This is a genomic window from Brevundimonas sp. R86498, assembly GCF_044598075.1.
In the GTDB taxonomy this organism is placed as follows: domain Bacteria; phylum Pseudomonadota; class Alphaproteobacteria; order Caulobacterales; family Caulobacteraceae; genus Brevundimonas.
In genome coordinates, this window is the sequence record NZ_CP139004.1 from 2,419,362 (window position 1) to 2,431,769 (window position 12,408).

Below are 12,408 nucleotides of genomic sequence, written 5' to 3' on the forward strand. Positions count from 1 at the left end.
GGCGTTTGTTTCTTCCTTCTCGCCTTGCGGAAGACGCTGGCTCGCGAAGCGAGACGGATGAGGGGTCACGCTGATGTCCGGACCCCGTGTTCGTCCGCAAAGCCAGCCGTCGGCGTGACCCCGCATCCGACCGCGCCAAAACGACGGCTGCGCCGCCGTGCGTGATCTCCTCGTCCCACAAGGGGAGAAAGGGCCCGGCCTACCCGTTCGGCTTTTTCTTGCCCTTGAAGGGCTTGCCGGTGCCCTTGGGCTTTCCGGTCCAGGCCTTCTCTCCGGTCGGGCCGGAGTCCGCACGCGGGACCCAGGGCTTTTTGGCTCCCTGGGGTTTGGCGACCCAGGGCTTCTTGCCTTCCGGCACAGGACCGTCGGCCGTGCGCTTGACCCACGGCTTCTTCGCCGGAGCCTCACCGGTTTCGACCTTACCGGCCCAGGGGGTACGCTCAGGCGGCGCATCGCGCTTGACCCACGGCTTCTTCTCACCGGCTGGCTTGTCCTCGCGAGGCTTCCACGCGGGCTTGTCGCCGTCTTCGCGGGACTTCCACGCCGGCTTGTCGGCGCGGGCCGGGCGCGCGCCCTCGGTCCTGCTGGCCCACGGCTTGCGCTCGGCTCGGTCGCCATCGGCGGAGGGCTTCTTGTCCCAGCGGCCGGGGGGCTTTTCCTTCGGACCCGGTGCGACGGCATCCGAGACGGTGACGCCGTCCTCGGTCGAGGCGGCCACGGCGGCGCGGAATTTGGCCTCGGCCTCCTTCGTGATCTCGAACTTGGTCTCGCGGTCAAAGATCTTGATCGAGCCGATGTCGCGCTTGGTCACATGGCCGAGCCGGCAGATGGTTGGCAGCAGCCATTTGGGGTCGGCGTTCTTGTCGCGGCCGATGTTGATGCGGAACCAGGCCATGTCGCCGCCGCGGGCGAAGTCCTGGAACGGCGCGTCGGGCTGGCCGCGGTCGTTGACGCCTGACGCCTGCTGACGCTTCATCCGGTCGTCGTCATAGACGTCTTCCGGGGCCGGCAGCTTCTGGCGGTACAGGCGGATCAGGGAGGCGGCGACCTGTTCGGGCGTGGTCCGTTCCAGCAGCAGCCGACCCAGTTCCAGAGCCTCGGCGTCCTCAACCGGAGCCGTCAGGGCGGGATCGGCCAGCAGGCGCTCGCGGTCCTTCTCCAGAATCATCTCGGCTGACGGCGGTCCCGACCATTCGGCGACGATGGCCGCCGACTGCAGCATCAGCTCGACCTTGCGGCGGCGGGTGTAGCTGACCAGCAGGACGGAGACGCCCTTCTTGCCGGCGCGCCCGGTGCGGCCCGAGCGGTGCAGCAGGCCGGCCTTGTTGACCGGGATCTCGGCGTGGATGACCAGGCCCAGGTCGGGCAGGTCCAGACCGCGCGCAGCCACATCGGTGGCCACGCACACGCGGGCATGACCGTCCCGCAGCGCCTGCAGCGCCTCGGAGCGGGCCCCTTGCGTCAGTTCTCCCGACAGGCCGACGACGGAGAAGCCCCGCTCGCGCAGGGAGGCGGTCAGGTGCTTCACCCGCTCGCGCGTATTGGCGAACACCAAAGCCCCGGGAGCCTCGAAGTAGCGCAGCACATTGACCACCGCGAGTTCGATCTCGTTCGGAGCGACGCGGATGGCCTTGTACTCGATATCGGCGTGCGACTTAGTGCCGGAGACGGTGTCGATGCGGACGGCGTCGCGTTGGTAGGTTTTGGCCAGCTGGACAATGTCGCGGGCCAGGGTGGCCGAGAACATCAGGGTCCGGCGGCTGTCCGGCGCGGCGTCCAGGATGAAGGTGAGGTCTTCCTGGAAGCCCATGTCAAGCATCTCGTCGGCCTCATCCAGCACGACGGCACGGGCTTCGGACAGGTCCAGCGCGCCGCGTTCCAGATGGTCGCGCAGGCGGCCGGGCGTGCCGACAACGATATGGGCCCCGCGTTCCAGCGCCCGGCGTTCGACCTTCGGATCCATGCCGCCAACGCAGCTGACGATGCGCGCGCCCGTCTGGGCATAGAGCCAGGTCAGTTCGCTGGCGACCTGCTGGGCCAGTTCGCGGGTCGGAGCGATGACGAGGGCCAGCGGGTTGCCGAAGTCGGTGAATTTCTCGGCCTCGCCCAGCAGGGTAGGGGCCAGGGCCAGGCCGAAGGCGACGGTCTTGCCGGAGCCGGTCTGGGCCGAGACCAGCAGGTCGCGTCCGGTTCCGTCCTCGGCCAGGGCCGCTTCCAGCACGGCGGCCTGGACCGGGGTGGGTTCGGCATAGCCGCGTTCGGACAGGGCGCGGTCGAGCGCGGGATGGCTGGCAGGGAAGGGCATGGCGGTTCCGTAGGGCGCCGGGCCCGGATTGGCGAGCGGCGCGGGTCATCAAAGGGTGCCGCGCGAGTTTTCGCGGGGCGCGGCCTCTACCCCCCGATCAAGGCCGAATGAGGGTGATGCGGCAGAATTGTGTCAAAATCTGACCTTCGTTCCGCGAGCCTGTCCCGACGGGCTTGATCAGGCGGATGCCGCCCCGGTGTAGTGCCTCGGAACACGGGGCGTGATCGACGTCAGCAGTTCATAGCTGATGGTCCCGGCGGCCGATGCTGCATCGTCCAGCGCACGGTGCGGTCCGAACACCTCGACACGGTCACCGACGGTGATGTCGAGCCCGGTCACATCGACCGCGACGACGTCCATGGAGACCCGCCCCAGCAGGGGGCGCAGCGACCCGGCGACCCAGACCTGACCGGATCCTGCATGGCTGCGCAGGATCCCGTCGGCGTAGCCGGCCCCGCAGGTGGCGATGGTTCGATCGCTCTCCGCGACGAAGCCCCGGGAATAGCCAACGCTTTCGCCCGCAGGGACGGTCCGGACCTGCAGCACTTCGGCGGACAGGGTTGCGACGGGCCTGAGGCGCGCATCCGGTCGCCCTTCGGGCCCACCGCCGTACAGGCAGATGCCCGGACGGACGGCGTCAAAGCCATAGTCCGGCCCGAGGAAACAGCCCCCGGAGTTGGCAAAGGACTTCAGGGCCGTGGGATAGCGTTCCGCGACGGCCGCAAAGGCCTCTCGCTGGCGCTGGTTCATCGGTTCCGCCGGATCGTCGGCGCAGGCCAGATGGCTCATCACCAGTTCCAGACCGGCAAAGCCCGCAGGGGCGACTTCGATGCGGAAGCCGAGGCGGTTCATGCCGGTGTCGATCTGCAGACCGCAGGCCGCACCGCCCGCCGATCGCCACGCCGAAAGCTGGGCCTCGTGGTTCAGGACCGGGCGAAGGTCCGCGCCCCTGAGGCTGGGCGCCGCGTCTCCGACACAACCGTCCAGCACATAGATGACCGGCGTCGGGCCCAGCGCCGTCCGCAGCTCAAGCCCCTCGTTCAGCCGGGCCACAAAGAAGGTCCGCGCGCCCTCGACCATCAACCGGCGGGCCACCGGGATCGCCCCCAACCCATAGGCATTGGCCTTTACCACGGGATGGACCGGCACACCGGTCAGGGTCTCCAGCGCATGGAAGTTGTGCGACAGGGCGTCAAGATCGACGGTCAGGGTGGCGGGGGCGGTCATCCCCGCCTTATGCCGCAAGATCGTTGCAGGAAAAGCGGAAAAGCAGCCGACGCCCGGCCGCCCGGCCGTCCTTGACTTGCAGCGGCGGGTGACCGACCTGTGCCGCTCGTTTTCAAGGTCTGCCTCTCCCATGTCCGTCAAGGTTCGTTTCGCGCCCTCTCCCACCGGCAAGCTGCACGTCGGCAATGTCCGCACCGCCCTCGTGAACTGGATGTTCGCCAAGGGGCAGGGGGGTAGTTTCGTGCTGCGGATCGACGACACCGATCTGGCCCGGTCGACGCCGGAGTTCGAACAGGGGATCGAGGACGACCTGACCTGGCTGGGGCTGGTCTGGGACGAGCGCTACAACCAGTCGAAGCGGTTTGACCGCTATCATGACGCGGCGGAGCGGCTGAAGGCGGCCGGGCGGCTGTATCCGGCCTGGGACACGTCCGAGGAGCTGGATCGTCGCCGCAAGGTGCAGCTGTCGCGCGGCCTGCCGCCCATCTATGACCGCGCCGCCCTGGCCCTCACCGACGCAGAAAAGGCCGCCTTCGAGGCCGAGGGGCGCAAACCCCATTGGCGCTTCAAACTGGATGGCCGCCGGACGGCCTGGGAGGACCTGTCGCGCGGTCATGCCGAGGTCGACACGGCGTCGATGTCGGACCCGGTGCTGATCCGCGAGGACGGGCTGTATCTCTACACCCTGCCGTCGGTCGTCGACGACATCGACATGGGCATCACCCACGTGATCCGGGGCGAGGACCACACCACCAACACCGGAGCCCAGATCGAGATTTTCGAGGCCCTGATCGCGGCTGGCCTCGGCACGACGGTCCCGAACTTCGCCCACATGCCGCTGCTGGTTGGCGCAGACGGCGCGGCGCTGTCAAAACGGCTGGGCTCGCTGTCGGTCGCCGACATGCGTGACCAGGGCTATGAGCCGATCGCAATCACCAGCCATCTGGGCCGTATCGGTACCTCTGACCCGCTGGAGGTGGCCGAGAGTTCTTCTGGCTCTGGGGCAGGGGTTCAGCTTCGACAAGATGGGCCGGTCGCCGGCGCGCTATGACACCGAGGATCTGGACCGGCTGAACGCCCAGGCCCTGCACGCCATGCCCTATGCGACGGCGCAGGTGCGGCTGGCGGCCCTCGACTGTGATCTGGGCGAGACCTTCTGGGATGCGGTGCGGGCCAATCTGACCACGTTTGCAGATGTGGTCGAGCTGGCACGGATGGTTCGGGGGCCGGTCACGCCGGTGATCGAGGATCCGGCATTCGCTGCGGCGGCCCTGGCGGTCCTCCCCGAGGTCATCGACGCCGTCGCGTGGTCGGTCTGGACGGCGGCGGTCAAGGACAGCACGGGCGCAAAGGGCAAGGCCCTGTTCATGCCGCTGCGTCACATCCTGACCGGCCAGCCCCATGGGCCCGACATGGCGACGATCGTGCCCCTGATCGGGCGGGAGCGGATCGAAAAGCGATTGCGCGGCGAAACCGCCTGAGGGGGATGCGGGCGGCGATCGCCGCCCGCACCCGTCCCGTCAGCCGTTGCAGACAGCCAGTTCCTCGGCGGTCAGGGCGACGCCCTTCCAGGAAAACTCGGTGACGGCTCCCAGTCGGGCCACCACGCGACGGCAGGCCCGCGGGGCCGGCTGGCTGTTGCCGCCCGAGGCGGTGCAGGTCGCGCCTTCGCAGCGCCAGTTCGCACCATCGATAATCGTGGCCCGGGCCGGTGCGCGGGCCGCGTCGGCCAGAACCGCGCGGGTGGGGGCCGGAGCCTGTGCCACGGCGGGGACAGAGGCGAGGGTGGCGCACAGGGCCAGGACGGGGATCAGGGCACGCATGGGAAACTCCGGTTCAGGACAGGGCCGGCACGGGCCCGAAGGAACTCGCTTCCATAGTGCGTTGTTTTTAGCAACTGTCAATCCTGATCCGCCTGACCGGCGGCCCGTCAGGAGACCTGACGGACGATCACTTATCGCTGATCATATTTCAATCCATCTTCGGCGGCGTCTTGCCGCAGCGCCGCCATGGCAGCCTCGACCGTGTCGCAGACGACCCAGGCCTCAAGGAAGGATGGCGGGGTGAAGCCGGTCTCGACGCTGTGTCGCATCAGGGCGAAGAACGTGTCCCAGAATCCGTCGACATTCAGAAAGATGACCGGCTTGCCGTGGAGGTCCAGCCGCTTCCAGGACAGCAGTTCGACGACCTCTTCGAGAGTCCCGATCCCGCCGGGGGCCACGACGAAGGCGTCGGACTGGTCATACATGATCTGCTTGCGCTCATGCATGGAGGTGACGACCAGGGTCTCGACTTCATCGAACAGCCGCTCCCGGCTACGCAGGAAGGCCGGCATGACGCCGAGGACCCGCCCGCCGCCGGCATGGGCCGCGCGTGCGGCCGCACCCATCAGTCCCACCCCGCCGCCGCCGTAGACCAGCCGCCAGCCCGCGAGGGCCGCCGCATTGCCGAACGCGGCTGCGGCAGCGGTATAGACCGGATCTGCGGCTTCCGACGAACCGCAGAACAGGCAGACGGACGGGCCGTCAAAAGGAGCAATCGGGGCGGGCGACGCGGCCATGAATCCTCGGGCAAGACTGAAGGGGGAGACAGCCCGGGCAACCCGGGCTATCTGGGCCGACAGTCCTATAGTGCCGAAAGCCAGGATGAAACGACCGATCACCCCGTTCCTGATCGTTGCGGTGTTCTTTGCCTCGACGGCCTGCCGCGAGCGCCCGCTGCCCGAGGCGCAAGCCATGCCGGAACCGGGTGGCTGGCTCATGCCGCCTCAAATCGAATCGGTTGTCGTTGAGGGCGCGGGCCTGAATCTTCGTGGACGGTCGGCACCCCTGGGGCGGGTGGCTGTGGGCGACCCGGGCGGTCAGGCCTACGCCGTTGCGGCAGACGGGGAGGGACGGTTTGAGCTCCGCATTCCGCGACCGGCCCGGGACACCCTGTTCGTGGTCGAGGGCCGCGCCGGCCAACAATCCTATCCGGCACCCTATCGCCTGCTGGTGGCGGCCGATCCGTCAGGACCGATCGGACTGGTCTCGATCGGGGCCCCGACGCGCCGCCTCGATCCGGGTCCGGCGCTTGACGCGGTCGACACCGACGGCCGCGCCGCGCTTGTGTCGGGACGGGCCCGGGCCGGAAGCCAGGTCATCGTCCGCTCAGGCCGCGAGAGCGAGGCCACGGCCGATCGGGAGGGGCGTTGGACGGTCGCTGTCGCCGGCGGAGTCGAAACGATCGAGGTTGCCGGCCAGGTCTTTACCCCGACGTCGGTGCCCCCGGGCCGTGAGGGTGCGCTGGAGCCGGTCGCAGGCGGGTGGCAGGTCAGCTGGCGGGCTCCCGACGGCGCGCGGCAGACCACATGGTTCCCCGATCGCCGCACGATCCAGACACAGCCGGCGGGGCTGATCGGCCAGCGATGAGTGCGATGTCGCGCCGGACGTGGCCCGCTGAACAGCCCGCCTTGATCCTGTCCGGAACATTCGGTCAGCAGCACGTTTGCTGGCACCGGCCGGGAGCTGTCGCTCCGGGTGGTCTGTGGCCAAACTGCCCGTCGTTGGGGCGAGATGGCTCCGCGGGTAGGATTCGAACCTACGACCAGCCGATTAACAGTCGGCTGCTCTACCACTGAGCTACCGCGGAACAGAGGCTCGGGAGGCGGGCCTATAGCAGCGCCCCTCTTCATCGCGCAACGGGAAAAGTCGTGCATGTCCATTCAGTTCGTCGATGACCCCGAAGATCCGCGTGTCTCGGCCTATCGCGATATCCGCGAACGCGATCTGACAGGACGCCAGGGGCTGTTCGTCGCCGAGGGCGAGGTGGTGTTGCGCACCCTGCTTTCCGGCGCATCCCTGTGTCGCCCGCAGTCGCTGCTGATTGCAGCCAACCGGCTGAAGGCACAGGCCGCGCTGCTGGCCGATGTGCCCGAAGGGGTCCCGATCTACGCCGCATCGCAGGCTGTGCTGGACCGGGTGGTGGGGTTTCCGCTCCACCGGGGCCTGGTGGCCCTGGGACACAAGCCGCCCGGCCAGTCGCTGGACGCCCTCCTTGATCGACTGCCGCCGACCTGTGTGGTCGTGGCCTGCGCGGGAATCGGCAATCACGACAATATGGGGGGGCTTTTCCGGAACGCTGCGGCGTTCGGTGCCGCAGCTGTGGTGAGGGATGACCGATGCTGTGACCCCTTCTATCGCAAGGCGATCCGGGTTTCCGTCGGAGCGGTGCTGAGGCTGCAGAGCACGGCAGCTCCGTCGCTGACGGGGCTGGTGGCCGGACTGGAAGGGGCCGGCTTCGATCTGGTCGCCCTGTCTCCCGGCGCACGCGAACCCCTGACCGGACTGAGGCCCGGCGGGCGTCAGGCGATTCTGGTCGGGTCGGAAGGGCCGGGACTGCCGCCGGATGTGCTGGCCCGCCTGAAAACCGTAGGGATCCCGATGGCCGGGGGTTTCGACTCTCTCAATGTCGCCGTCGCAAGCGCTCTGGCCCTTCACCAGCTGACCAACGTGTCGGTTTGCTGACAAAGGCGTGAAATCAGCGTCTTAACCTTTTGTCCACCTTGATGAACGCCAGTTTTTGTGGCGCTGTGACGGTCGAGGAGGAGCAGACCATGGCAGGCATGTTCGGGTTTATGAGCCGCAATCTGCGGATCGCGATCGCCGTCGCGGTCGTGGCGGCCGCAGTCGGCGGTGCCGGGGCGATCGGCTGGATTACCGCCCCCATCTGAAGAGGGCTTGCGATCCGGGGGATCGCGATGGAGGCCTGACCGGGAATCGAACCCGGGTGCAAGGATTTGCAGTCCTCTGCGTCACCACTCCGCCATCAGGCCACAGGGTCCATCGAAGGTCCCCAAGATCGCGAGGGGCGTTCGCTATCAGATCGGATTGTCGGCTGCAACGCGCGGACCTATAAGCGCGTCAGTTTTCTCCCCGAGCGCTGTCAGGATACCCGCACCCAATGGATTTCGTCGCCGCGCGCAAGGTCATGGTGGATTCGCAGGTCCGGGTGAATGACGTCACCGACCGGGGCCTTCAGGCCGCCCTGTTGACCGTTCCCCGGGAGCGCTTCTGCGCCCCTGACCGGGCATGGAGCGCCTATGGCGAGGTGGAGGTTCCGATCGCCGGGGACCGCCGCCTGATGCAGGCGCGTGAGGTTGCCAAACTGCTGCAGGCGCTGGACGCCCGGCCGGGCGAACGGGCGCTGGCTCTCGCCGCCCCCTATGCCGCGGCCGTCCTGGCGGCGCTCGGCGTTTCGGTCACGGCCCAGGAGGCGGATTTCGCTGTCCTCGATGTGGTCGGGGAAGCCCTTCAGGACCTGCGGGTCGCCACTGTCGTCGCCCCGTTGGCTGAGCCCGCCGGACAGGACTGGGACATGATCGTTTCGGAAGGCGCTGTCGCGGTTCGGCCGACCGCCTGGCTGGACGCCCTGCGGGTCGGAGGGCGTCTGGCCGTGGTCGAACGTTCAGGGCCGAATGGCCGCGCGGTGCTGTATGTCCGGGGGCGCGAGGGTGTCTCGCGCCGGGAGTTGTTCGACGCCGCTCCTGCCATCCTGGCCGAAATGACCCCGGCGCCGGCCTTCGTCCTGTAGGGCATTCGAGGCGAGACGCCCGATCGGAACTTCGCGTGAAGAAAACTTAACTGGCGCAGCAGGGGCGACTTCCCCCACTACGCCGTGCAGACAGAGACCGGCGTCGTTCGCGTCGCCCATCAGGATATGGCCATGTTCAAACGCTCGCGTGCGCTCGCTTCCGTCGCCCTGGTGGCCGTTACGGCGTCCCTGGCGATGCCAGCCTGGGCCGAAACCCTCCAGGAGGCCATTGCTCTGGCCTACCGGACCAACCCGACCCTGCAGGCGCAGCGGGCCCAGCAGCGGGCGCTGGACGAAAGCGTGCCCCAGGCCCGCGCGGGTCTACGTCCTGAACTGAGCGTCAGCAGCTCGTCGGCCTACACCCGCCGTGACGGCCCGAACTCGGCCGCGATCGATTTTCCCGGAGAGCTTCCGGATGTTCCGGCATCCAATGGCGTGACGGAGGCCGACTCGGTCGGGGCCACCATCAGTCTGTCGCAGACCCTGTACTCCGGCGGCCGTATTGCACGCGGCATCGACGCGGCAGAGGCGGGTGTGCGGAGCGGTCGTGAGACTCTGCGCGGCATTGAGCAGCAGGTTCTGGCGGCGGTGATCCAGGCCTATGTGGACGTGCAGCGGGACATGGAGATCCTGCGCATCCGCGAAGCCAATCTGGCCGTGCTGCGTCGCCAGCTGGACGAGTCCAACGCCCGGTTCGAGGTGGGAGAGATCACCCGCACGGACGTCTCCCAATCCGAGGCCCGCCTGGCCCAGTCGGAGGCCGATCTGGCCGGAGCCCAGGCCCAGCTCTCGGTTTCGCGCGCTGCCTATGCGGCCGTGGTGGGTCAGGCTCCTGCGAATCTGGAAACCCCGCCGGTTCTGCCCGGCATCCCCGGTGATTTCGAGGTGGCGCTGGATATCGGGCTGGCTGAAAACCCCGGCGTGGTGGCCGCCCAGTATGACCTGCAGGCCGCCGAGGCTCGCCACGCACAGGCGAAATCGGCCTATATGCCATCGGTCGGGCTCTCGACCAGCTATGGCGGGTCGACGGCCATCTCCGACTTCGACCTGTCAGACCGTACGACCCAGTTCCAGGCCGGCGTCAGCGTTTCCGTGCCGCTGTTCACGGGCGGCCTGAACCGCTCCCGGGTGGTCCAGGCCCTGGAACAGGCCAACGCTGCCCAGATCGAGATCGAACGCCAGAAGCGCTCCGTTCTTCAGAACGTCAGCAGTGCCTATGCCAATGTGATTTCCAGCCGGGCGCAGCTTCAGGCCGGTGAGGCGGGTGTTCGCGCCGCCCGCGTCGCCGCCGAAGGCGTGCGACAGGAGCAGCAGGTCGGTCTGCGGACCACGCTGGACGTCCTCAACGGCGAACTCGAGCTTCGCAACGCCGAGATCAACCTGGCCGTGGCGACCCGCAATCAGTACGTGGCCCAGGCCAATCTGCTGAGCGCCATGGGCCGGTTGAGCGGGGAGGACCTGGCCCCCGGGATCGACATCTACGACGCCGGCGCGAACGCGGCGCGTGTGCGAAATCGCGGCGGATTGCCCTGGGACGGCGTGATCGAGACACTCGACCGAATCGTTGCGCCGGGAATCACGCCTGCCAACGATACCGAGGATGCGCCGATTGATGTGCGCCTGAAGTCCGGGGGGACGACAGGCGCGCCGACGGCCGATTAAAGCGGAAGGCGCAAAAGTCCCGTTGATTCCGAGGGGCGTTGATGCGACGAAAACAGGGGTGGGCAGGGGTCGCCGGCTCATTCCCGAATCGTTTGTTCGCCACGCACGGACCCAGTGCGTCTCCGCAGGTTCGCCGAAGGCCAGATCATGACTGATACCACCGCCCAGGAACCGACCATGGAAGAGATCCTGGCGTCCATACGCCGGATCATCTCCGAGGACGAAGCGCCGGCGGCAGCTCCGGAAGCGGCGGCTCCCGCCCCCGAACCGGAGCCGGAACCGGAACCGGCGGGGGAAACCCAATCCGCACCGGAACCCGAACCCGAACCCGAATCACCTCCGGCGGAGGCTGCGGCGGAAGACGAGGAGGAAATCCTCGAACTGACCGATCGCTATGAGGCTCCTCCGTCCGAGAGCATCGGCGATCTCGAGGTGTCCGGGCCCCTCGACGAGCCTGAGCCGTTCCCGGCCGCCGAGGAACCCGCCGAATTGGCCCCGATGACCTCTGCCGAACCCGAAGAGCCTCTGGTGGGTGAAACCGCGGCAGCCAGCGCGGCCTCCGCATTTGCCGGCCTTGCCGCCAGTTTCAGGACCCCCGATCCCATTCCGACCGGCGGGACCGGACCGACCATTGACGACCTGGCCCGCGCCCTGCTGCGGCCGATGCTGAAGGAGTGGCTCGACGCCCACCTTCCCGGCATCGTCGAGGCGGCCGTGAAAAAGGAAGTCGAGCGGATCTCCCGGCTGGCCTGAGGCCGGCTACCCCTCGACGTCGGTCTCGGGGCGGTCGTGACCGTCCGCCCGCTCCGTGACCCAGTTTCCGGACGGGTCCGCATATTCGATCATGGCCGTCTGATCGGCGACCCTCTGTTCCCGGCTTGCGGCGACGGCAGCGGCGCGGGCGGCGTCATGGCTGGGGAACGTTTCCGAGAAGGTGTCGCCGACCCGGTAGGCCCAGCCGCCGTCATGCTCGACGATGCGATAGGTGACATGGGTCATGGCGAAATCCTCACAGTGACGGTGTGCCAGACTGGCATAGTTCCGGAGCGTTTGCCTGCGGTCGAGGTTCCGGCGCGGCCGTGCCGACTGTCCCTGGAAGCTGCACCTTACGAACATTTCACGTCGACTGGCGCATCCGCAGGGCCCGTCGGCTGCCTCTTGTTATCATAAGGCCCGGCCATCAGGCTCGGTCGGTCACTGAAAGAGGGCAACACCCATGGAAGACTTCATTCCGATCTTCGCCATCTTCGCCGTTTTCGGATCCATCACGGCCATCGTCGTCGGCCCCAGCTATCTCAAGAGCAAGGAACGGCGGGAGATGCAGGCCACCGTTCGGGCCGCCATCGACAAGGGCCAGCCGCTGCCGCCCGAAGTCATCGAGGCTCTGGGCAAGGAAGCCACCAGGAATCTGCCCAGCCGCACGCGCGACATCCGGCGGGGGATTATCTGGCTGGCCGTCGGCGTCGGCATGGCCGCCTTCAGCATCATCAATGACTTCGGCGACGACTGGAGCGATGGCCCCAACCTCGACGGCAGTCTGCTGGGCATCTCCGCGATCCCGATCACCATCGGTCTGGCCTTCATCGTCCTGAGCTTCTTCAACAAGAACAGGGACTGAGGTCCGGCCGGACAGGGGGATCTGG

13 protein-coding genes and 2 tRNA genes are annotated in these 12,408 nt (G+C 67.8%); 8 read left to right on the forward strand and 7 right to left on the reverse strand.

Annotated features, from left to right (window positions below; genetic code table 11):
* Window positions 1-199: 199 nt before the first annotated feature.
* Both SJY26_RS11935 and alr read right to left on the reverse strand, forming a co-directional pair.
* Entirely contained in the window at window positions 200-2,305 is a 2,106-nt protein-coding gene (locus tag SJY26_RS11935; RefSeq protein WP_396593246.1) for a DEAD/DEAH box helicase, read from the reverse strand.
* A gap of 177 nt (window positions 2,306-2,482) precedes the next feature.
* Complete coding sequence (gene alr / locus SJY26_RS11940) at window positions 2,483-3,532, reverse strand: alanine racemase (RefSeq protein WP_396593247.1); 1,050 nt, start codon at window positions 3,530-3,532, stop codon at window positions 2,483-2,485.
* A 130-nt stretch (window positions 3,533-3,662) separates the two neighbouring features.
* Here alr and gltX point away from each other — a divergent pair, with 130 nt between their 5' ends.
* The gene (gene gltX, locus SJY26_RS11945) at window positions 3,663-4,583 is read left to right on the forward strand and encodes a glutamate--tRNA ligase (protein ID WP_396593248.1); all 921 of its coding nucleotides are present in this window, start codon (window positions 3,663-3,665) and stop codon (window positions 4,581-4,583) included.
* Window positions 4,558-5,013, forward strand: a complete 456-nt coding sequence (locus SJY26_RS11950; protein ID WP_396593249.1) for a hypothetical protein — start codon at window positions 4,558-4,560, stop codon at window positions 5,011-5,013. Before gltX ends, SJY26_RS11950 begins: the two co-directional genes overlap by 26 nt.
* 39 nt (window positions 5,014-5,052) lie before the next feature.
* Here the strand turns inward: SJY26_RS11950 and SJY26_RS11955 are convergent, their stop codons facing one another.
* Both SJY26_RS11955 and SJY26_RS11960 read right to left on the reverse strand, forming a co-directional pair.
* A complete protein-coding gene (locus tag SJY26_RS11955) occupies window positions 5,053-5,355 on the reverse strand; it encodes a CC_3452 family protein (protein ID WP_396593250.1) in 303 nt (100 codons plus the stop codon).
* A gap of 131 nt (window positions 5,356-5,486) precedes the next feature.
* A complete protein-coding gene (locus SJY26_RS11960) occupies window positions 5,487-6,092 on the reverse strand; it encodes a TIGR00730 family Rossman fold protein (RefSeq protein ID WP_396593251.1) in 606 nt (201 codons plus the stop codon).
* Between the two features lie 85 nt (window positions 6,093-6,177).
* On the opposite strand from SJY26_RS11960, the gene SJY26_RS11965 reads away from it, so the two are divergent.
* On the forward strand, window positions 6,178-6,942 hold the full coding sequence (locus SJY26_RS11965; RefSeq protein ID WP_396593252.1) for a hypothetical protein: 765 nt from the start codon (window positions 6,178-6,180) through the stop codon (window positions 6,940-6,942).
* Between the two features lie 145 nt (window positions 6,943-7,087).
* Here the strand turns inward: SJY26_RS11965 and SJY26_RS11970 are convergent.
* Window positions 7,088-7,162: transfer RNA gene (locus tag SJY26_RS11970), tRNA-Asn, on the reverse strand.
* Window positions 7,163-7,227: 65 nt separating this feature from the next.
* On the opposite strand from SJY26_RS11970, the gene SJY26_RS11975 reads away from it, so the two are divergent.
* Window positions 7,228-8,037: a TrmH family RNA methyltransferase gene (locus SJY26_RS11975; protein WP_396593253.1), complete on the forward strand. Its 810-nt coding sequence runs from the start codon at window positions 7,228-7,230 to the stop codon at window positions 8,035-8,037.
* 234 nt (window positions 8,038-8,271) lie between these two features.
* Here the strand turns inward: SJY26_RS11975 and SJY26_RS11980 are convergent.
* Window positions 8,272-8,345, reverse strand: a tRNA-Cys gene (locus tag SJY26_RS11980).
* A 128-nt stretch (window positions 8,346-8,473) separates the two neighbouring features.
* Here SJY26_RS11980 and SJY26_RS11985 point away from each other — a divergent pair.
* From SJY26_RS11985 to SJY26_RS11995, 3 genes are all read left to right on the forward strand, one after another.
* A complete protein-coding gene (locus SJY26_RS11985) occupies window positions 8,474-9,103 on the forward strand; it encodes a protein-L-isoaspartate O-methyltransferase (protein ID WP_396593254.1) in 630 nt (209 codons plus the stop codon).
* Between the two features lie 132 nt (window positions 9,104-9,235).
* Complete coding sequence (locus SJY26_RS11990; protein ID WP_396593255.1) at window positions 9,236-10,765, forward strand: TolC family outer membrane protein; 1,530 nt, start codon at window positions 9,236-9,238, stop codon at window positions 10,763-10,765.
* A 147-nt stretch (window positions 10,766-10,912) separates the two neighbouring features.
* Window positions 10,913-11,518 (forward strand): DUF2497 domain-containing protein, encoded by a 606-nt coding sequence (locus tag SJY26_RS11995; protein WP_396593256.1) that lies wholly within the window; start codon window positions 10,913-10,915, stop codon window positions 11,516-11,518.
* 6 nt (window positions 11,519-11,524) lie between these two features.
* Here the strand turns inward: SJY26_RS11995 and SJY26_RS12000 are convergent, their stop codons facing one another.
* On the reverse strand, window positions 11,525-11,764 hold the full coding sequence (locus SJY26_RS12000; RefSeq protein WP_396593257.1) for a hypothetical protein: 240 nt from the start codon (window positions 11,762-11,764) through the stop codon (window positions 11,525-11,527).
* Between the two features lie 217 nt (window positions 11,765-11,981).
* On the opposite strand from SJY26_RS12000, the gene SJY26_RS12005 reads away from it, so the two are divergent.
* Window positions 11,982-12,383 (forward strand): DUF6249 domain-containing protein, encoded by a 402-nt coding sequence (locus tag SJY26_RS12005; protein ID WP_396593258.1) that lies wholly within the window; start codon window positions 11,982-11,984, stop codon window positions 12,381-12,383.
* The last annotated feature ends 25 nt before the right edge of the window (window positions 12,384-12,408 follow it).